Origin of the sequence: Rhodobacter sp. Har01 (assembly GCF_020564565.1) — a bacterium.
Classification (GTDB): Bacteria; Pseudomonadota; Alphaproteobacteria; order Rhodobacterales; family Rhodobacteraceae; genus Pseudogemmobacter.
The window spans coordinates 172,977-193,039 of record NZ_JAJCTD010000006.1 but is presented as its reverse complement, the minus strand read 5'-3'; the positions used below and the strand labels follow the sequence as shown (position 1 = coordinate 193,039).

General features: G+C 69.6%; 18 protein-coding genes. 10 read left to right on the top strand and 8 right to left on the bottom strand.

Annotated features, from left to right (window positions below):
• Window positions 1-79: 79 nt before the first annotated feature.
• The 6 genes from LHP98_RS15510 (at window position 80) to LHP98_RS15485 (ending at window position 6,292) form a co-directional block, all read left to right on the top strand.
• The gene (locus LHP98_RS15510) at window positions 80-1,294 is read left to right on the top strand and encodes an NAD(P)/FAD-dependent oxidoreductase (RefSeq protein WP_227253454.1); all 1,215 of its coding nucleotides are present in this window, start codon (window positions 80-82) and stop codon (window positions 1,292-1,294) included.
• Window positions 1,291-1,854, top strand: coding sequence for a 16S rRNA (guanine(966)-N(2))-methyltransferase RsmD (gene rsmD / locus LHP98_RS15505; RefSeq protein WP_227253453.1), 564 nt, complete (start codon window positions 1,291-1,293; stop codon window positions 1,852-1,854). Before LHP98_RS15510 ends, rsmD begins: the two co-directional genes overlap by 4 nt.
• A complete protein-coding gene (locus tag LHP98_RS15500; RefSeq protein ID WP_227253452.1) occupies window positions 1,851-2,357 on the top strand; it encodes a hypothetical protein in 507 nt (168 codons plus the stop codon). Before rsmD ends, LHP98_RS15500 begins: the two co-directional genes overlap by 4 nt.
• Window positions 2,354-3,010, top strand: a complete 657-nt coding sequence (locus LHP98_RS15495; RefSeq protein WP_227253451.1) for an HAD family hydrolase — start codon at window positions 2,354-2,356, stop codon at window positions 3,008-3,010. Before LHP98_RS15500 ends, LHP98_RS15495 begins: the two co-directional genes overlap by 4 nt.
• 134 nt (window positions 3,011-3,144) lie before the next feature.
• Window positions 3,145-5,154 carry an NADPH-dependent 2,4-dienoyl-CoA reductase gene (locus LHP98_RS15490; RefSeq protein WP_227253450.1) on the top strand — a complete coding sequence of 670 codons (2,010 nt, stop codon included), beginning with the start codon at window positions 3,145-3,147 and terminating at the stop codon, window positions 5,152-5,154.
• Window positions 5,155-5,386: 232 nt separating this feature from the next.
• Entirely contained in the window at window positions 5,387-6,292 is a 906-nt protein-coding gene (locus LHP98_RS15485; protein WP_227253449.1) for a LysR family transcriptional regulator, read from the top strand.
• A gap of 54 nt (window positions 6,293-6,346) precedes the next feature.
• On the opposite strand, the gene LHP98_RS15480 is transcribed toward LHP98_RS15485, so the two are convergent.
• The 3 genes from LHP98_RS15480 to LHP98_RS15470 are packed head-to-tail and all read right to left on the bottom strand — an operon-like array spanning window position 6,347 to window position 8,798.
• Window positions 6,347-7,336, bottom strand: a complete 990-nt coding sequence (locus tag LHP98_RS15480; protein ID WP_227253448.1) for an OmpA family protein — start codon at window positions 7,334-7,336, stop codon at window positions 6,347-6,349.
• Window positions 7,333-8,082 (bottom strand): GNAT family N-acetyltransferase, encoded by a 750-nt coding sequence (locus LHP98_RS15475; RefSeq protein ID WP_227253447.1) that lies wholly within the window; start codon window positions 8,080-8,082, stop codon window positions 7,333-7,335. Before LHP98_RS15475 ends, LHP98_RS15480 begins: the two co-directional genes overlap by 4 nt.
• Window positions 8,079-8,798, bottom strand: a complete 720-nt coding sequence (locus tag LHP98_RS15470) for a competence/damage-inducible protein A (protein ID WP_227253446.1) — start codon at window positions 8,796-8,798, stop codon at window positions 8,079-8,081. Before LHP98_RS15470 ends, LHP98_RS15475 begins: the two co-directional genes overlap by 4 nt.
• Before the next feature lie 121 nt (window positions 8,799-8,919).
• On the opposite strand from LHP98_RS15470, the gene map reads away from it, so the two are divergent.
• The 3 genes from map to LHP98_RS15455 all read left to right on the top strand — a co-directional run bounded on the left by map (window position 8,920) and on the right by LHP98_RS15455 (window position 11,637).
• Entirely contained in the window at window positions 8,920-9,729 is an 810-nt protein-coding gene (gene map, locus LHP98_RS15465) for a type I methionyl aminopeptidase (protein ID WP_227253445.1), read from the top strand.
• Between the two features lie 70 nt (window positions 9,730-9,799).
• A complete protein-coding gene (locus LHP98_RS15460) occupies window positions 9,800-10,588 on the top strand; it encodes a ThuA domain-containing protein (RefSeq protein ID WP_227253444.1) in 789 nt (262 codons plus the stop codon).
• Window positions 10,585-11,637, top strand: coding sequence for a Gfo/Idh/MocA family protein (locus LHP98_RS15455; RefSeq protein ID WP_227253443.1), 1,053 nt, complete (start codon window positions 10,585-10,587; stop codon window positions 11,635-11,637). Before LHP98_RS15460 ends, LHP98_RS15455 begins: the two co-directional genes overlap by 4 nt.
• 8 nt (window positions 11,638-11,645) lie before the next feature.
• Here LHP98_RS15455 and LHP98_RS15450 read toward each other — a convergent pair whose 3' ends face one another.
• The 4 genes from LHP98_RS15450 to ilvD form a co-directional block, all read right to left on the bottom strand.
• A complete protein-coding gene (locus LHP98_RS15450) occupies window positions 11,646-12,029 on the bottom strand; it encodes a hypothetical protein (protein WP_227253442.1) in 384 nt (127 codons plus the stop codon).
• Window positions 12,030-12,033: 4 nt separating this feature from the next.
• Window positions 12,034-12,807 (bottom strand): DUF6478 family protein, encoded by a 774-nt coding sequence (locus tag LHP98_RS15445; protein ID WP_227253441.1) that lies wholly within the window; start codon window positions 12,805-12,807, stop codon window positions 12,034-12,036.
• Between the two features lie 95 nt (window positions 12,808-12,902).
• Window positions 12,903-13,490, bottom strand: a complete 588-nt coding sequence (locus LHP98_RS15440) for a hypothetical protein (RefSeq protein WP_227253440.1) — start codon at window positions 13,488-13,490, stop codon at window positions 12,903-12,905.
• Entirely contained in the window at window positions 13,471-15,213 is a 1,743-nt protein-coding gene (ilvD, locus tag LHP98_RS15435; protein ID WP_227253439.1) for a dihydroxy-acid dehydratase, read from the bottom strand. The genes LHP98_RS15440 and ilvD overlap by 20 nt, the downstream gene beginning before the upstream one ends.
• Before the next feature lie 367 nt (window positions 15,214-15,580).
• Between ilvD and pheT the strand changes: the two genes are divergently transcribed.
• Complete coding sequence (gene pheT, locus LHP98_RS15430; protein ID WP_227253438.1) at window positions 15,581-18,001, top strand: phenylalanine--tRNA ligase subunit beta; 2,421 nt, start codon at window positions 15,581-15,583, stop codon at window positions 17,999-18,001.
• Here pheT and LHP98_RS19625 read toward each other — a convergent pair.
• Window positions 17,998-19,968, bottom strand: a complete 1,971-nt coding sequence (locus LHP98_RS19625; RefSeq protein WP_227253437.1) for a Hint domain-containing protein — start codon at window positions 19,966-19,968, stop codon at window positions 17,998-18,000. The two genes, pheT and LHP98_RS19625, sit on opposite strands and share 4 nt — an antisense overlap.
• Between the last annotated feature and the right edge of the window lie 95 nt (window positions 19,969-20,063).

The following is a 20,063-nucleotide window of genomic DNA, read 5'->3' as shown; positions in this document are numbered from 1 at the left end:
ATCCTTTCCGTTGTCGCACATTTGCACCCGTATCTGTCGGGATATAGGCTCCGCCCAGCAACCTGCCAGAGGGGAAGCCATGCGCATCGTCATTGTCGGGGCCGGACAGGCCGGGGCCGCCCTTGCGGCCAAACTGCGGGCGCTGGGCCACGACGGCCCCCTCACCCTGATCGGCGAGGAACCGGCCCCCCCCTACCAGCGCCCGCCGCTGTCGAAAGCCTATCTCCTGGGCGAGATGGAGGAAGACCGCCTATGGCTGCGCGCCCCCGGCTTCTGGGCCGAAAGCGCCATCGACCTGCGGCTGTCGACCCGCGTCACCGCCATCGACCCCGCCGCCCGCAGCCTGACCGCCCGCACCCTGACAGACGGCGGCGAGACGATCCCCTACGACGCGCTGGCGCTGACGACCGGCGCCACCCCTCGCCGCCTGCCCGCCAGCATCGGCGGAGACCTCGCCGGCGTCTTCACCGTCCGAACCCTGGCCGATGTCGATGCCATGCGCGCCGAATTCACCCCCGGCCGCCGCGCCGTCATCATCGGCGGCGGTTACATCGGCCTTGAGGCCGCCGCCGTCGCCGCCAAGCTCGGCCTCTCGGCGACCGTTGTCGAAATGGCCCCCCGCATCCTGCAGCGCGTCGCTTGCCCGGAAACCTCGGACTACGTCCGCGCCCTGCACCAGTCGCACGGCGTCACCATCCTGGAATCGACCGCCCTTGACCGCCTGGTCGGCGACACCCGCGTCACCGCCGCCCGCCTGAAGGACGGCCGCTATCTTCCGGCCGATTTCGTCATCGTCGGCGTCGGCGTCACCCCCGGCACCGCCCTGGCCGAAGCCGCCGGCCTCAGCCTCGACAACGGCATCGCCACCGACGAGATGGGCCGCACCTCAGACCCCGCCATCTGGGCCGCCGGCGACTGTGCCTCCTTCCCCTGCCAGGGCGCCCGCATCCGGCTTGAATCCGTCGGCAACGCCATCGACCAGGCCGAGGCGGTCGCCGCCAACATCCTCGGCGCCGCCACCCCCTATCAGGCCAGGCCGTGGTTCTGGTCCGACCAGTTCGACCTCAAGCTTCAGATCGCCGGCCTCAACACCGGCTACACCCGCATCGTCACCCGCCCCGGCGAAGGCACCGCCACCTCCTTCTGGTATTACCGCGACGCCACCCTGCTGGCCGTCGACGCGATGAACGACCCGCGGGCCTACATGGTCGGCAAACGCCTGATCGAGACCGGCAAGTCCCCCGACCCCGACACCCTCGCCACCACCCCCGACCTCAAGGCCCTGCTGAAGTGAGGATCATCGGCGGCACCCGTCGCGGCCTGCACCTGGCCGATCTGGGCGAGGGCGACGTGCAGGCCCACCTCCGCCCCACCTCCGACCGGGTGCGCGAGGCGATCTTCAACCTCCTGACCAACGGCGCCCATGAAAACCCCGTCCCCGGCGCCCGCGTCCTTGACCTTTTCGCCGGCACCGGCGCCCTGGGGCTTGAGGCGCTGTCGCGCGGCGCCGCCCGCGTGGCTTTCGTCGACGACGGCGCCAAGGCCCGCGCCCTCCTCCGCGCCAATATCGAGAAGATGCAGGCGATGGGCACCACCGACGTCTGGCGCCGCGACGCCACTCACCTCGGCCCCAACCGGGGCGCCCCCTACACCCTCGTCTTCCTCGACCCGCCCTACGGCAAATCCCTCGGCGAAGCCGCCCTCGCCTCGGCCATGGCCGGCCAATGGCTTGCCCCAGGCGCCACCATCGTCTGGGAAGAAGGCACCGCCCCCCTGCCGCCCCCCGGCTTCACCCAACTGGACCAGCGCAAGTACGGCGACACCCTGGTCACCCTGCTGAGGGCGCCACAATGACCGAAATCCACCTCCGGCTGACCGCCTCGCCGGCGCAGCTGGTCGCCGCCGGCCAACACCTGTCGCAGCGCCGCTTCGGCCTGTCCCAGCGGCTTGCTCTGGCGGCGCTGCTGATCGGCGGCGGCCTCCTCTTCGGTGGCGGAATCTCCATCCTCTTCGGAACACCCTGGCTCGCCGCGCTGGTCATCAGCCTCTACGCCAGCCTCGGCACGATCCTGGCCGGCATCCTCGCCTTCCGCCTGAACCAGCGCCGCTTCCTCACCGCCTTCTCCGTCTCGGACCTGCGCGCGCGCCCGGTCGGCCTGACCCTGTCGCCCGAGGGGCTGACGGTGGAACCGCGCAGCCTGGCCTGGGCCTCGGTCACCGCCACCTCGCGCTGGCAGGCCGCCACGCTGCTGCACTTCGGCACCGCCGACGCGCTGGTGATCCCCGACGCCGACCTGCCCCCCGGCCTCACCCCCGAAACCCTCGCCGCCCAAATCGCCGCCTGGAAATCCGCATGACCCGCCCCGCCGCCGTGCTGTTCGACTGCGACGGCGTCATCGTCGACAGCGAAGGCCCCACCTTCGACCTGCTGATCGAGACCCTCGCCCGCCACGGCCTGCGCCTCACCCGGACCCAATTGGAAACCGACTACATCGGCGGCACGCTGGAAACCGTCGCCGCCCGCGCCATCGCCGCCGGCGCGACCCTCCCCCCGACCTGGGTCGCCGACGCCTACTCCGCGATGTACGCCATGCTGGCCCGGGGCGTGCCCCTCGTCCCCGGCATCGTCGCCACCCTCGACGCGCTGGACGCCGCCCGCATCCCCTATGCCGTCGGCTCCAACGGCACGCCCGAAAAGATGACCATCACCCTCGGCCAGCACGGCCTGACCCCGCGCTTCCGCGCCACCCTGTCCGGCCAGGCCATGAGCAAACCCAAACCCGCCCCCGACCTCTACCTCGCCGCCGCCGCCGCCTGCGACGCCGACCCGGCCGCCTGCGTCGTCATCGAAGACAGCGCCACCGGCGCCCGGGCCGCCCTCAACGCCGGCATCCCCTGCCTCGGCTTCGCCCCGCACGGCCCCGACACGCCCCCCGCCCGCCAACTCGCCGCCCTCGGCATCCCGCTTTTTCGCCGCATGGCAGACCTCCCCGCCCTTCTCGGCCTCTGACCCCCCATTCATCTGTCCTCAAATATCCCGGGGGTCCGGGGGCTGGCCCCCGGCTTTCGGGCAAACCATGACGCCGCGTATCAGGTGACGCCCCGGCCCGCGCACGGCATTCTCCCCCAAACCCGGAGACCGAAATGCCCTACCCCCACCTCCTTGCGCCCCTGACCCTCGGCCCCATCACCCTGCGCAACCGCAGCCTCATGGGCTCCATGCACACGGGGCTTGAGGAAACCGGCGACTGGGCCCGCGTCGCCGCCTTCTACGCCGCCCGCGCGCGCGGCGGTGCCGGGCTGATCGTCACCGGCGGCATGGCGCCCAACCGCGAAGGCGGCGTCTTCCCCGGCGCCGCGGGCCTGTTCACCGATCAGGACATCGCCAACCACCGCCGCGTGACCGATGCCGTCCACGCCGAAGACGGCCGCATCGTCATGCAGATCCTCCACGCCGGCCGCTATGCCTATTCCCCCGACTGCGTCGCCCCCTCGGCCCTGAAATCCCCGATCTCGCCCTTCCCGCCCCGTGAACTTGCCGAAGAGGGCATCGAGAAGCAGATCGCCGACATCGCCACCGCCGCCGCCCGCGCCATCCAGGCCGGCTATGACGGGGTCGAGGTGATGGGTTCGGAAGGCTACTTCCTGAACCAGTTTCTGGTCACCCGCACCAACCGCCGCACCGACCGCTGGGGCGGCACCTATGAGAACCGCATGCGCCTGCCGGTCGAGGTCGTGAAACACACCCGCGCCGCCCTCGGCCCCGATGCAATCCTGATCTTCCGCCTCTCGCTCATCGACCTGGTCCCCGAAGGCTCGACCTGGGACGAAGTCCTGCAGCTGGCCCGCGCCGTCGAAGCCGCCGGCGCCTCTCTCCTCAACACCGGCATCGGCTGGCATGAGGCGCGCATCCCCACCATCGCCACCTCGGTCCCCCGCGCCGCCTTCGCCCACCTCACAGCAAAGCTACGCCCCGAAGTCGGCATCCCCGTCATCACCAGCAACCGCATCAACACCCCCGACCTGGCCGAGCGCCTGCTGGCGGAAGGCATGGCCGACATGGTCTCGATGGCCCGCCCCTGGCTGGCCGACCCCGACTTCATCACCAAGGCCGCCGCCGTCCGGGCGCAGGACATCGCCCCCTGCATCGCCTGCAACCAGGCCTGCCTGGACCACACCTTCAGCGGCAAGCTCGCCACCTGCCTGGTCAACCCGCAGGCCTGCCATGAGACCGAACTGACCTACCCGCCCACGCCCACGCCAAAGCGCATCGCCGTGGTCGGCGCCGGCCCCGCCGGCATGATGGCCGCGATCATCGCCGCCCGGCGTGGCCACCAGGTCACCCTGTTCGAGGCCAGCCCCCGCCCCGGCGGCCAGTTGCACCTTGCCGCCAGCATCCCCGGCAAAGAGGAATTCCGCGGCCTGATCGACTGGTTCACCACCCAGCTTGACCACCCCGGCATCACCCTGCACCTTGGCACCAAGGCCACCGAAGACACCCTCGGCCGCTTCGACGAGGTGATCCTCGCCACCGGCGCCACGCCGCGCGACCCGGGCATCCCCATCGACCCCGGCGCGCCGGTCCTCAGCTACCTCGACGTCCTGCAAGGCGCCCCGGTCGGCCCCAGGGTCGCCCTCCTCGGGGCTGGTGGAATTGGCTTCGATGTGGCTGAATTCCTTGTGCATTCCGGCAACAGCCCGACCGAACACCCGGACCTCTGGCGCCGCGAATGGGGCGTCTCGGCACCCTGGCTCAGCCGCGGCGGCCTGGCCGAACCGCAGCCCGAACCGCCCGCCCGCCAGGTCTGGCTCCTGCAGCGCAAGCCGGAAAAGCCGGGCCGCGCGCTGGGCCGCACCACCGGCTGGATCCACCGCGCCACCCTGGCCGCCAAGGGCGTGCGGATGGAGGGCGGCATCGCCTACGACCGCATCACCTCCGACGGCCTGATCCTGCGCCGCGGCTCGGGCGCGCCCGAACTCCTGCCAGTCGACACCGTCGTGCTGTGCACCGGACAGGAACCGACCCGCGACCTGTCGACCCGGCTCGACGCCGCGGGCATCGCGCATCACCGGATCGGCGGGGCCGATGTCGCCGCGGAACTTGACGCCAAGCGCGCCATCGACCAGGCCGCCCGGCTTGCCGCCCGGCTGTAGCGCCCGCCTTCGGTCCGGAGTCCGCGCCAACCCGACCGGGCCCGACCAGGCCGGTCCGACTTTTGCCAGGGGCTGACGGTGCACCGGCCAAGGGCCGCCGCCGCATCTTGGTTTCCGCGCCATGAACGGTCCGCGGTAATACCCCGGATCGGACGCGCCTGCGCCCCGTTGCCGCCCCATTTGCGGGCCAATACCGGCCCATCACCTGCCATCTGCTCGCATGGGGAAACTGATGGACCGACTGACCGAAATGGAAGCCTTCGCCACGGTCGTAGACCAGGGCGGCTTCACGGACGCGGCCAAGAAGATGGGGATTTCGAAATCTGCCGTTTCGAAACACGTCTCCGCCTTGGAAGCCCGTCTCGGCGCCCGACTGCTGAACCGAACCACGCGTCGCGTGTCGCCCACGGAAATCGGCCTGGCCTACTATGACCGCGCCCGCCGGGTGCTGAATGACGCCGGAGAGGCCGATGCGCTGGTCACCTCGATGCAATCCGCGCCGTCCGGCCTGTTGCGCATCTCGGTCGCCACCGACTTCGGCGTGAACCTGTTGTCGCCGATCCTGGGGGATTTCCTGCTGGAATACCCCGAGATCACCGTGAACATGGTGTTGAACAACCGCTACGTCGAGTTGATCAGCGAAGGCTTCGACATGGCCATCCGGGTGGGCGACCTGGAAGATTCGTCGTTGCGCGCCCGCAAGCTGACCGAGACGACCAAGCGCATGATTGGCGCGCCGGCCTATTTCCAGAAGTTCGGCCGCCCGATGAAGATCGACGATCTGAACGATCACAAGCTTCTGCACTACTCGAACCAGGCCAACGGCAACGTCTGGAAGATCACCGCACCCTCGGGCGAAAAGCGCCAGGTGCGCTCGGCCGGCTGGCTGACGGTGAACGACGGGCAAAGCCTGCTGAATGCCGCCATTGCCGGGCTGGGCATCGCCTACCTGCCGTCGTTCCTTTACGCCGAGGCGCTGCGCAAGGGTATTGTCGAAGAGGCCATCCCCGGCCTGCCGACCGAGGTGATGGGCATCTACGCCGTCTATCCGCCGGGCCGGTTCACCCAGCCCAAGGTGCGCGCCTTCATCGATTTCCTGGCCCGCCGCTTCATCGAGAAGGGGCCGGACAACTGGTAAGCCGCTTCGGCGGCCGACGCGATCCCGTCTTCCCCCCTCGACAGGATCGTGACTTCAGGTCGAGGCCGGAACGGCCTCGACCCTTCTGTTCTTGCGGCGGCCTTCCTCGGTCTGGTTGCTGTCGCGCGGGGCCAGCGGGCCAACGCCCTCGGCACTGACCTGCCCCGGCGCGACACCCAGGTCATTGATCAGCGCCCGCCGCACGGCCTCGGCCCGCCGCTTTGACAGCGCCACATTGGCCGCTAGGCTGCCCGAGGCATCGGTGTGCCCGACCAGAATCAGGCGCCGCGCGGGGGCCGCGGCCAACCAGTCGGCCAGCGCCCCGAGCGAAGGATAGTCCCCGGGCTCCAGCTCGGCCGCCCCCGAGGCGAAGACAAGGTCGTCCAGCGCGACCGGCAGGCCGGCATCCAGCCGGACCGCTGCCGCGCTGGAGGCCGGGCCCGCAGCCGCATCCACAATGGGGGCAGGCGGTCTTTCGGGCAGGGAAGGAGTCTGGTCAGGCGCGGTCGCGTCTGCGGCGGCCGCATCGACCTCGGCGCCGGGCTGCACCGGTCCGACCTGGATCACCTGCACGAAGGCCGCCCCGGCCGAACGGCTGACCAGCAGGCTGACCGCCTCGTCGCCGCGAGCGGCTGACAGGAACAGGAACTCGCCCAGATCGACATGCATCGCCGGTTCCGGCACAACCTCGGTCGCAAAACGGAAGTCGAAGCCGCCACAGGTCCGCGCCTCGCATTCGAACAGGATGTCGAAGCCGGCGGCCACCAACTGGTCGCGCAGCGGCGCCTTCAGGTCCAGAAGCGTCGCCCGCGGCGCCTCAAGCCGATAGGCCCGCCGGTCCACCGCCCCTTCGAACCGGCGCGTCGGCAGCGCACCGGCCGCGAAAGGCCCGGTCGGCAGGTCATAGCTGCCATGCGTCTCGACCTCGCTCTCCAGCGCATCGACCGGCGCCGGCATCGCTGGCTCGAAGGCCTGGCCGGCCGTCGGGGCCAGGGCCAGCAGGGCTGCGATCAGCGCAACGGCGGGGCGGCGGGGCGAGGTCACGCGGGACGGGGTCCTTCTGCCGGGGCCGGAACGGGTGCCGGGGCGGATGCTGGGGCGGCACGGTAGTGATACCGCCCGACGACGACCATGCCGAGACTTTCGTACAGCGCCCTTGCGGCAAGGTTGCGTTCCGTCACCACCAGCGACAGGGTCTCGGCACCCTGCGCAACGGCCCAGTTCGCGGCCGCGGTCAGCAGGTGCCGGCCAACACCCCGGCGGCGCAGGAGCGGCCGCACTTCCAGCGCGTGCAGCATGGCATCCGGGCCAAGGCAGGCCACGAAGGCCGCCGCCGCCGGGCGATCCTCGGCCCGGGCCAGCAGGGCCGTCTTCGGGCCGGTTGTGCGCTGCATCACCGCCACCCGCGCCGGACCGATGCCACCTTCGGCCCAGATTGACCGTGCGGCCTCCAGCGGCGGCCAGTGCGGGAAGGCGGTCAGGAAAGGCAACTCGCCCTGCAGCGCCGCCGCCGGTGCGGCATAGGCGACCACCGGATCGACCACGGCGAACCCCTCCGCCGCCAGAGCCTTGTCCAGCACCGCGTCGCCCTCGCGGATCAGGAACAGCGGGTCGGCCATCACGGCCAGGGCGGCGCGAAGCGATGCCGTGTCCCAGGCCGCTTCGGCACTGGCCGCCGACACCCGCTTGCCGCCGCCGGCGCCATCCCGCAGGCGGAACGGCCCCAGATCCCGCACCGCCGCCGGCGGCCAGGTCGCCTCCATGACCTCGGCCAGGCGCTCGGGGGTCATCCGAAAAGCTTCATCAGCTGCACCATCGCCGCATCCAGCTGCCCCGGGTCGGTGCCGCGGATCACCAGGTTGGTGCCATAGGCGCCGTTCAGCGAGAACGGATAGGACCCCATCGACAGGTCTGGGTGCTGCGCCGCCAGCGCCCCGAAGGCCGCCGCGATCTCGCCCTCGGGCCGCATCACCCGCAGGCTTTGCGACAACAGCGGCGCGCCGCCGGTCAACCGCGGCAAGAGACCCGCCACCATCGCCTCGAAGATCGTCGGCACCCCCGCCATCACATGCACGTTGCCCAGGCTGAACCCCGGCGCGACCGAGATCGGGTTGTCGATCAGCACGGCGCCGTCGGGGATGCGGGCCATTCGCTGGCGGGCCTCGTTGAACGGCACGCCCTGGCGGTCGTAATGCGCGGCCAGCAGCGCCATCGCGTCGGCCCGGTGGCCGATCCTGGCCCGCATCGCCTCGGCCACCGCATCCGCCGTGATGTCGTCATGCGTCGGGCCGATGCCGCCGCTGGTAAAGACCTGATCGAACGAAGCCGACAGCGCCCGCACCGCCGCCACGATGGCCGCAGCATCGTCGGCCACCACCCGAGCTTCGCGCAGGTCGATGCCAACGCGGGTCAGTTCCCCTGCCAGGTAGTGCAGGTTCGAATCGCGCGTCCGCCCCGACAGGATTTCGTCGCCGATCACCAGCATTGCTGCCGTGGGATTCGCCATCGCCCCGCCTCCATCCGGCCTCTCCCGCGCGGTATAGCTGCCGCAGGGCGGCATTCCAACTCCCTGCCGCCTCTGGCCAAGCGGACGCCATGCCCCTATGTAGGGCACAAAAGGACCACCCATGGACGAAACCCGCGCCCGCATCACCCGCGACGGCATCCGCATCTACGACGAGGCGGGTTTCGCCGGCATGCGCGCGGCCGGCCAGGTCGCCGCCGAAATCCTGGACCAGGTCGCCCCCCTGGTGCGGCTCGGCACCCCCACCGCCGAGATCGACGATTTCATCCGCGAAGAGATCATCCGCCGCGGCGTGGTCTCGGCCACCATCGGCTACAAGGGCTACAAGCACGCCTCCTGCATCTCGGTGAACCACGTGGTCTGCCACGGCATCCCGGGGCCGAAGGTGCTGGCCGACGGCGACATCCTGAACATCGACGTCACCGTGATCGTCGACGGCTGGTTTGGCGATACCTCGCGGATGTATGTGGCGGGCCAGCTTGCCCGCAAGGCCGAACGCCTGATCGAGGTCACGCATGAGGCGCTGATGCGCGGCATCGCCGCCGTCCGCCCGGGCGCCACCTTCGGCGACATCGGGCACGCCATCCAGTCCTATGTCGAGGCCAACCGCATGTCGGTGGTCCGCGATTTCTGCGGTCACGGCCTGGGCCGCGTGTTCCATGCCCCGCCGAACGTGCTGCACTATGGCCGGCCCGGATCAGGACCGGCGCTGGAAGAAGGCATGTTCTTCACCATCGAGCCGATGGTGAACCTTGGCCGCCCCGAGACCAAGATCCTTGCCGACGACTGGACCGCCGTCACCCGCGACAAGTCGCTTTCGGCGCAATACGAACACTCGATCGGCGTCACCGCGACCGGCTGCGAGATCTTCACCGCCTCGCCCGCGGGCAAGTTCTTCCGCACCTGGGAATGATCGCCCTCAAAGCGCTTTGAAAGTGCCTTGAAACGGCGTAGGCTGGCCGCGTCATATGCCGGGGGCCAGCATGCCGAACATCCGCGTCACCGTCTGGGGCGAGAACCTCCACGAGCGATCCACCGCCACCGTGCGGGAAATCTACCCCACAGGCATGCACCAATGCATCGCCGACGCCCTGAACGCCGCCCCCGGCATCACCGCCACCACCGCCACACTGGAACAGCCCAGCCACGGCCTGCCCCCCGGTCGGCTGGACGCGACCGACGTGCTGGTCTGGTGGGGCCACGCCGCCCATGCGCAGGTGCGCGACGACATCGTCGATCAGGTCTGCGCCGCCGTCTGGTCCGGGATGGGCGCGATCTTCCTGCACTCGGCCCATTTCTCCAAACCCTTCAAGCGTTTGATGGGCACCCCCTGCAACCTGACCTGGCGCGAGGCGGGCGAGCGTGAGCGGCTCTGGCTGACCTCGCGCAGTCATCCCATCGCCGCCGGCCTGCCCGACCACTTCGAGCTTGAGCAGGAAGAGATGTATGGCGAGCCCTTCGGCATCCCCGACCCGATGGAAACCGTCTTCGTCTCGTGGTTCCAGGGCGGCGAGGTGTTCCGCTCGGGCGTCACCTACAAGCGCGGCGCAGGCCGCGTGTTCTACTTCCGGCCCGGGCACGAAACCTATCCCACCTACCACGATGCCAACGTGCAGAAGGTCATCGTCAACGCCGTCCGCTGGGCGCGCAATCCGGCCCCCCGCATCGCCGACCCGGGCGCCGCGCCGAACGTCCCGGTTGAAAGCGCTTTGGAACCGATCACCGAACGCGGCCCCAGGCTGCACGCCAAGGGAGAAGCGGGTCTGCGATGACTCTTCGCCTGCTCATCCTTGGCACCGGCGGCATGGCCGCGAACCACGCCGCGGCCTTCGCCCGCATCCCCGGCGTGGAACTGGTCGCCGGGGTCGACACCCGGGCCGAACCGCTTGCGGCCTTTGCCGCGAGGCACGGCCTTGGCCGGACCTTCAGCCGCCTGGCAGACGCGCTTGACTGGGGCCGGTTCGACGCCGTGGCCAACGTCACCCCCGATGCCGCCCACCACGCTACCACCCTACCGCTGCTGGCCGCAGGCAAGCATGTGCTGTGCGAAAAGCCGCTCGCCACCAGCGCCGCCGACGCCGCCGAGATGGCGCAGGCCGCCGCCAGGGCCGGCACCGTTGCCATGGTCAACCTCACCTACCGCAACGTCCCCGCCCTGCAACAGGCGGCCCAACTTGTCGCCGAAGGCGCCCTCGGCCCCATCCGGCACTTCGAAGCCTCCTACCTGCAAAGCTGGCTGACCCAGCCCGCCTGGGGCGACTGGCGGACCGAACCGCAATGGCTGTGGCGGCTGTCCACCGCACATGGATCGAAGGGCGTGCTGGGCGACGTCGGCATCCACATCCTCGACTTCGCCACCTTCGCCGCCGGCGAAGCCCCGACCGAGGTCAGCGCCCGGCTTGCCACCTTCGACAAGGCCCCCGGCGGCCGCATCGGCGACTACCCCCTGGACGCCAACGACAGCGCCACCCTGCAGCTGCGCCTGGAAGGCGGCGCGCTTGGCGTGGTGCACGCCAGCCGCTTTGCCACCGGCCACCTGAACGACCTGCGCCTGCGGCTTTACGGCACCGAGGGCGGTCTCGACATCCGCTTCGAGAACGCCGAAAGCGCCCTCTCCGCCTGCCTTGGCCCGGCCCGCACCGGCGCCCGCTGGGAGACGATTCCCTGCCCGCCCGTGCCCACGGTCTATGACCGCTTCATCGCCGCCATCCGCGGCGAAGGCCCCACTGACCCCGACTTCGCCCGCGGCGCCCAGCTTCAGCGCTGGCTTGACCGGGCCGAGGACAGCGCCGCCAGCGGGTCACGCCTGTTGCCGGCGTAGAGCCGGGTTCACCCCGCCTGCCCGGCGGTTTCCAGGCAATGCCGCCGGAATGCGCGCTTCAGCATGTCCAGTTCGGCGCGCAAGAGGTCGATCTCGGCGCGCAGGTCGTCTTCCATGGCCACCCCGGTGATGATCGTGAAATGCGCCAGAGTCTCGGCGCCCGACCGGATCAGGAAGGTCTGCACCCCCTCGCTCAGCAGCTCGGCCGGGATCGGCACCCGCACCGCATAGTCGCCCTCACGGCCCGGCACGGCGGTCACGCTCACGCCCGGAACCGGCTTTTCCAGGTGCATCACCTCAAGCTTCGGCGCCGTGGCCCCGGCGCCGCCCAGCATCCCTTCCCAGACCCCGGCCCGGATCCGCGTCTGCGTCAGCTTCACCCCGTCGCTCATGGCGTCACACCTCGGCCCTTGGCCTGCGGCAGACGGTGACGTCGCGCAGGATGATCTGGTTCATCTCCGGCCCCTCGAAGATCAGGTCCAGCCACATCTTCTCGATCCGCTTCTCGTTGACCTTGGCATAGGCGAGGTCGAACTCGACCATCACCTCTTCCTCGTGCAGCGGCAGTTCGCGCACCAGCTGCTCCACGTTGGGCCCGTGCTTGATGTTCAAACGGGCAAAGATCTCAAGCGGTTTCTCCATCTCGACGATCACGTCCAGCCGGATCAGGTGGCGCAGCCGCAGGCCCTCGACCGCCTCGGCCGGAAGGTCCAGCACCAGGCTCAGGAACGATCCGTCAAAGCGGAACACATCCATGCGAAAGCCGAACGGGGCCACGTCGGACCCGCGCGTGTTGCGGATCTGGCGGAAGGTCAACTCGCTGCGGCGGCAGTCGTGGAAGACCGTGGCGCCGTCGCAAACCGGTTCACGGCCCGAAACGTTGGCCAGCCCCGATACTGCGATCGGGCCCTTCCACAACTCGGGCCGCCAGGCCCAGTCGGTGCCGGCCGGGCGGCGGATGGCGGTGGTGCCGATCACCGGTAAGGCCAGGCGGAACTCGGCCTGGTGCAGCACGCGGTCCAGTTCGCGGCGCATCTGCCGGGCCTGGCCGCGCATCGCGCGCAGTTGCGACAGGTCCATCTGCGGCGCCTCGTCCGCGGCCCGCGACCAGCGCCGCAGCATCCGCCGGAACGCCAGTCTTTCCAGAACGCTGTCTACCCGCCCCGCCATCGTCCGCCCGCCCGCCCGTTCAACCGCCGGTCATTCGCGCTTTATTCAATAGGATTAAACGTTTCGTCCGTCATCCCGAAAACGCAAACCCCGGCTCAGCCGCCCTCGCCCCGGTTGGCGGCCCGCATTGCGGCGATGGTGGCGTCCAGCAGCGCGCGTCCGGCCTCGGGCGCCAGGTCGTCGCCGACCGGCGCACTGACCGAGATCGTCACCAGCCGTCCCCGCGCACCGATCAGTGCGCGCCAGTAGCGGCCGACCGAGCGGTCGGTCAGGTGCAGCACCAGCGCGCCTTCCGCCACCGTGACGCTGTGAATCGTCACCGATCCGGCCCGGCCGTCGCGTGCCAGCGCGGCGCGGCCATCGGCACTGGCGAAGAACTCGGTCAGCGCCGAAGCTCCGGTCTTCAGCACTTCGGATGATCCCTGCGCACCCACCACGATGGCGATCAGCGCCGGCTCGGCGGTCAGGCTGCCGGCACAGCGGCCCAGCACCATGACGGCGCTGTCCTCGGTCTCGCGGCTGGCCTTGCGGTCGATGCAATAGCCGCGCGGTCCGGCCACTTCGATCGCCCCGCCCAGCACCGGGGCCGCATTCTTGCCGGCCAGGCCAAGGCCGCCGCCTGCGACGGGAACGCAAGCCGCCAGCAGCAGGACAAGCGCCGCCCTACTGATCCATGTAGACATGCGCCTCGTCCCTGGCGCCCGGATGGGTGACCGCACCATAGCGCGCCGATCCCACAAGCCGGGCGTATTTCCACAGCGCGCCCGAGGTGTATTCGGTCTTGCGCGGTCCCTTCCAGGCGGCCTTGCGGCTTGCCAGCTCCTCATCGGTCAGGGCCACGGACAATTCGCCCGTCAAGGCATTCAGCGTGATGATGTCGCCGGTGCGGACCAGCGCGATAGGCCCGCCATGTGCGGCCTCGGGGCCGACATGGCCGACGCAGAAGCCGCGCGTCGCACCGCTGAACCGGCCATCGGTGATCAGCGCCACCTTCTTGCCCATGCCCTGGCCGGACAGGGCGGCGGTGGTCGCCAGCATCTCGCGCATCCCCGGCCCGCCTGCGGGGCCTTCGTTGCGGATCACCAGCACCTCGCCTTCCTTGTAGCTGCGCGCCTTGACCGCCTCGAAGGCGTCTTCCTCGCAGTCGAAGACGCGGGCCGGACCGCTAAAGACCTGCTCGGCCTCGGTCATGCCGGCCACCTTCACGATGGCCCCGTCGGGCGCCAGGTTGCCCTTCAGGCCCACAACGCCGCCGGTCCTGGTCAGCGGTTTGTCGATGGAATAGATCACCCGGCCGTCCGCCTCGCCGCGAATCTCTTCAAGGCTTTCGCCCAGGGATTTGCCGCTGGCGGTGATGCAGTCCGGGTGCAGCAACCCGGCGCGGGCCAGTTCCTTCATCACCACCGGCACGCCGCCGACCTCATAGAGGTCTTTCGCCACGTATTTCCCGCCCGGCCGCAGGTCGACGAAATACGGCGTGTCGCGCATGATGTCGGCCACGTCGAACAGGTCGAAGTCGATCCCCGCCTCATGCGCAATCGCCGGCAGGTGCAAAGCACCGTTGGTGCTGCCGCCGGTGCAGGCCACCACGCGGGCGGCGTTCTCAAGGCTCTTCCGCGTGACGATGTCCCGGGCGCGGATGTTCTTCTCGATCAGCGTCATCACCGCCACGCCGGACGCCTCGCCATACTGGTCGCGGCTTTCGTAGGGCGCCGGCGCGCCGCTGGAATTCAGCAGCGCCAGCCCGATGGCTTCGCTGACGCAGGCCATGGTGTTCGCGGTGTACTGCGCCCCGCAGGCGCCGCTGGACGGGCAGGCGATCTTTTCCATGATCTCCAGTTCGGCCTCGCTCAGAGTGCCGGCCTGGTTCTTGCCCACCGCCTCGAACATGTCCTGCACGGTGATGTCCTGGCCCTTGTAGCGGCCGGGCAGGATCGACCCGCCGTAAATGAAGACGCTGGGCACGTTCAGCCGCACCATCGCCATCATCATCCCCGGCAGAGACTTGTCGCAGCCCGCCAGCCCCACCAGCGCGTCATAGCAATGGCCGCGCATGGTCAGTTCCACCGTGTCGGCGATGGCATCGCGCGACGCCAGCGACGACCGCATCCCCTCGTGCCCCATGGCGATGCCGTCGGTCACGGTGATGGTGGTGAACTCACGCGGGGTGCCGCCGGCCTTCTTGACGCCGTGCTTGACGATCTGCGCCTGCCGGTTCAGCGCGATGTTGCAGGGCGCGGCCTCGTTCCAGCAGGTCGCCACGCCCACCCAGGGCTGGTGGATTTCCTCTTCGGTGATGCCCATGGCGTAGAAATAGCTGCGGTGCGGGGCGCGCGCCGGGCCTTCGGTCACATGGCGGCTGGGCAGCTTCGACTTGTCGAAACGCTGGTTCGTGGTCATCGGCATCCTCCCGCAGGGAATTTCTTGCGCAAGGGGATACCGGCACAGCGCGACAGGGGCAAGCGGCGCGTGACCCGAAAGCCGCGCGGCGGCGGCCGATCAGTTGCCGAACACCAGCGGCGCACCAATCCAGATGATCATGAAGGACACCGCCATCAGAAGGCAAAGCCTCCAGACCGGGATGCCCTTTCTGCGTTCGGGAACTTGAAGCCAATCGTCCATAAGTAGAATATAGCGCGTCCTTTCGCGCATTTCTTCCCCGTTCCTCCCGGAAATGCCTCGCATTCGCAGGAATCCGCCGATGCGCCCTGCCCTTCCCCTTTCGCGGCCTTTGCGCTAATCCCTCCGCCGACCCGTCCAAGGACCGCACGCGATGAAATTCACCCTCTCCTGGCTTGCCGATCACCTTGAGACCACCGCCTCGGTGGCCGAGATCGCCGAGGCGCTGACCGACCTTGGGCTGGAAGTCGAGGGCGTCGAAGACCCCGCCGAGCAATTGGCGCCGTTCCGCATCTGCCGGGTGACCGAGGCCGTGCAGCACCCCAACGCCGACCGGCTGCGGGTGTGCCGGGTGGCCACCTATCCGGGCGGGCCGGGCAGCGAGATGGTCGAAGTGCAGGTCGTCTGCGGCGCGCCGAACGCGCGCACCGGGCTGGTGGGGGTCTTTGCGCCCACCGGCACCCATGTCCCCGGCACGGGCGTGGACCTCAAGTCCGGCAATATTCGCGGCGTCGACTCCAACGGCATGCTCTGTTCCGAGCGGGAACTGATGCTGTCGGACGCGCATGACGGCATCATAGAACTGCCCGAGGACGCGCCGCTGGGCGCCCGGTTCATCGACTACCGAGGCCTGAACGACCCAGTGTTCGACATCAAGGTGACGCCGAACCGGCCCGACGCCCTGGGCATCCGCGGCATCGCCCGCGATCTGGCCGCCCGCGGGTTGGGCAAGCTGAAGCCGCTTGACGTTCCCGCCATCGCCGGCAGCTTCGACAGCCCCATCACGGTGCAGATCGACCCCGCGCTCAAGGCAAAGGGCTGCCCGCATTTCGTCGGCCGGCTGATCCGCGGAGTCAGCAACGGCCCCTCGCCCGAATGGCTGCAAAAGCGGCTGCGCGCCATCGGGCTGCGGCCGATTTCGGCATTGGTCGACATCACCAACTTCTTCACCTACGCCCTGAACCGCCCGCTGCACGTCTTCGACGCCGACAAGGTGCAGGGCGGCACCCTGCGCATTCACCCGGCCCAGGGCGGCGAGGACTTCCTGGCGCTGGACGGCAAGACCTACACCCTGTCGCCCGGCCAGATGGCGATTTCCGACGCGGCCGGGGTGGAATCCCTGGCTGGTATCATGGGCGGCGAACACTCCGGCTGCACCGAGGCCACCACCAACGTCTTTCTCGAAAGCGCCTGGTGGGACCCGATCACCATCGCCGCCACCGGGCGCGCGCTGAAGATCAACTCGGACGCCCGCTACCGCTTCGAACGCGGGGTGGACCCGGCCTTCACCCTGCCGGGGCTGGATCTGGCCACCCGGATGGTCCTTGACCTCTGCGGCGGGCAGGCCAGCCGCATCGCGCAGGACGGCGCCCCGTTGGAATACCCGCGCAGCTACCGCTTGGACCCGGCCCGCGTGGTTTCCCTTGTCGGCATGGAGATCCCCGAGGCCGAGCAGCGCCGCACGCTCGAGGCCCTCGGCTTCACCCTGCACGGCAACGACGCCACGCCCCCCAGCTGGCGCCCCGACATCCTTGGCGAGGCCGACCTGATCGAGGAAGTCGCCCGCATCGCCAGCCTGACCAAGCTGCAAGGCGCTCCGCTGCGCCGCCGCCAGCCGGGCGTGCCGAAGCCGATCCTGACGCCGCTGCAACAGCGCGAAAAGGCCGCCCGCCGCACCCTGGCCGCGCTGGGCTACAACGAATGCGTCACCTACAGCTTCATCGACGCGAAATCCGCCGCCCTGTTCGGGGGCGGCACCGAGGCGGTTCGGGTGGAAAACCCGATCTCCTCGGAAATGACCCACCTGCGCCCCGACCTTCTCCCCGGCCTTCTGGCCGCCGCGGCGCGCAACCAGGCCCGTGGCTTCATGGACCTGGCGCTGTTCGAGGTGGGCCCCGCCTTCCACGGCGGCGAGCCGGGCGAGCAGCACCTGCAAGCCACCGGCCTGCTGGTCGGCGCCGCCGCCGCGCGTGACCCGCACGGCAGCCGCCGCCCCATCGACGTCTACGACGCCAAGGCCGATGCCGAGGCGGTGCTGGCCGCCCTTGGCGCCCCCGCCAAGGCCCAGATCAGCCGCAAGGTCGCCGCCTGGTGGCACCCCGGCCGGTCGGGCGTGATCGGGCTTGGGCCGACCACCATGGCGACCTTCGGCGAGGTCCACCCCCGGACCCTGCGCGAAATGGACGTCAAGGGACCGGCGGTCGCCTTCACCGTGCTGGTGGCCAACGTGCCCGCGCCCAAGACCAAGACCCCCACCCGCCCGGCGCTGGCGATCAGCGACCTGCAGGCGGTGGACCGCGATTTCGCCTTCGTGGTGGATGCGCGGGTCGAGGCGCTGACCGCGGTCAACGCCGCGCAGGGCGCCGACAAGGCCCTGATCGAAAGCGTCCGCGTGTTCGACCAGTTCGCCGGCGACAAGGCCGAGGCACAGATGGGCCCGGGCAAGAAGTCCATCGCCCTGACGGTGCGGCTGCAACCCACGACCGCGACCCTGACCGAGGCCGAGATCGAAGCCGTCAGCGCCAGGATCGTCGACAAGGTGACCAAGGCCACCGGCGGAACGCTGCGCAGCTAGGCCGCCAGCAACACCTGCGCCTCGAAGCGTTTCAGCGTCAGGCGGGCGGACGGGTAGTCGGCCCCGGCGGCGATGTCCGGGAACAGCCGGAACAGCTCGTCCCGCGCGTCGTCGTCCATCCCCGCCAGCGTCCGGTCGCCGGGCTGAAAGCTCTCGCTCCAGGCGCCGTCGGACAGCACCACCTCGTGCCGGTCGAACAGCAGATGGACATAGGTCACCTCGGTTTCGACCACGTTCACGATGCCCGGCTGCCCGACCAGATGCTCGGCCCGCACCAGCACCTCGTCGCTGCCGAAGAACAGTTCCGCCCGCGCCCCGGTGACCAGCATCCGGTGCTGCCGGCTGACCCGCATGTCACGCAGGGGCAGACCATCACCCAGGGCCCCCGCCCCGATCTGCACCGGCTGCAACCGCGGGTCGGCGACTAGTTCGTCGCGCGTCAGCCGCTTGCAGCCCGCCCAGCGCAGCACCTGCAGCCCGTTGTCGCGCGTCATCACCCGGTCGCCCGGCCGCAGCGACTCGACAAGCCGCTCACCACCCTCGCAGGCGATCCGCGTGCCGGGGGTAAAGCAGGGCACCACCGTTTCGATGTTGCTGAAACTCATCGTGCCGGTGATCTGGCCCAGACCGTTGTAGAAGGTCACCACCCCGTTCTCGGGGTTCCCCGGTTCATAGGAAATCGACAGCGGACCCATCCCGGTCAGATCCAGCACGTCGATTTCGTCGCCGTCTTCCGACCCGTCGATCGAAGACCCGACCGAACCGAGGATGGTGTCCGACCCGGCCCCGCCCGAGATGCTGGCCAGACCCGAGACGCTGATCAGGTCGTCGCCATCGCCACCCAGAACCGTGTCGCCGTCACCCGCGACCAGCGTGTCGTTGCCATCGCCGCCATCAACCAGGTCGGCCCCGGCCCCGCCCACCAGGCTGTCGTTGCCGTCGCCGCCGGAAAGCGTGTCATTGCCCGCACCGCCCAGGATGGTGTCGTTGCCATCGTCACCATAAAGGCTGTCGTTGCCTGCCCGGCCGTCGATGGAATCGTTCCCGCCGCCGCCCCGGATCACATTGGTAAAGACGTCGCCCGAGGTGCCGAACTGGTCAAAGCCCACCAGAGTGTCGTCGAAGGCCGAACCGACCACCCCGTCGACGCCCGAAAGCACGTCGCCGGTGGCATGCCCGCCGGTGGCCGACATCGACTGAAGGTTCACGTTGACGGCCGCGTTCGACCCGGAATAGTCGACGATGTCCAGGTCTTCGCCGCCGCTCAGCGTGTCGGCCCCGGCGCCGCCGATCAGCGTGTCGTCTCCCGACTCGCCGCTGAGGGAATCGTTCCCGGCACCGCCGTTCAGGACATTGGCGCCGGCGTCGCCGACCAGAGTGTCGGCGAAGGCCGATCCGGTCAGGTTCTCGACGCCGCTCAGCGTGTCGCCGTTCGCCTCGCCCGCGGTGCCGCGGCCGGTGGTCAGCGAGACGCTCACCCCCTGGGTCGCCGCGGAATAATCCGCCGTATCGGTCCCCGCGCCGCCGATCAGGTTGTCGCTGCCGGTGCCGCCGACCAGGGTGTCGTTGCCATCGCCGCCGTCCAGAACGTCGGTGCCCGCGCCACCGTAAAGCGCGTCGTTGCCGGCGCCGCCGGTCAGCCGGTTGTTGCCGCCGTTGCCGATCAGAATATCGTCGAACCCCGATCCGGCCAGGTTCTCGATCGAAACCAGCGTATCGCCCTGAGCGTCGCCGCCGGTGCCCGAACCGGTTGACAGGTCAACCTGGACCGCCGCCGTGGACAAGGCATAGCTGGCCGTATCGCTGCTGCTGCCGCCATCCAGCCGGTCGGCCCCCAGGCCGCCGTCCAGAGTATCGCTGCCGCCGCCTCCGTAGAGGCTGTCGTTGCCGGCCAACCCGCTGATCAGGTCAGCGGAATTGGTGCCGGACAGGGTATCGTTCCCCGTCGTTCCGGTGATGATCGCCACTGCTTCTGCCTCGGTGGCGGCGGGTACATTGCCCGCCGTCTTTTACTGCTGGACCAAGCTTAAAGCCAATTGAGGCAAAACTGTGTCAAATTGTT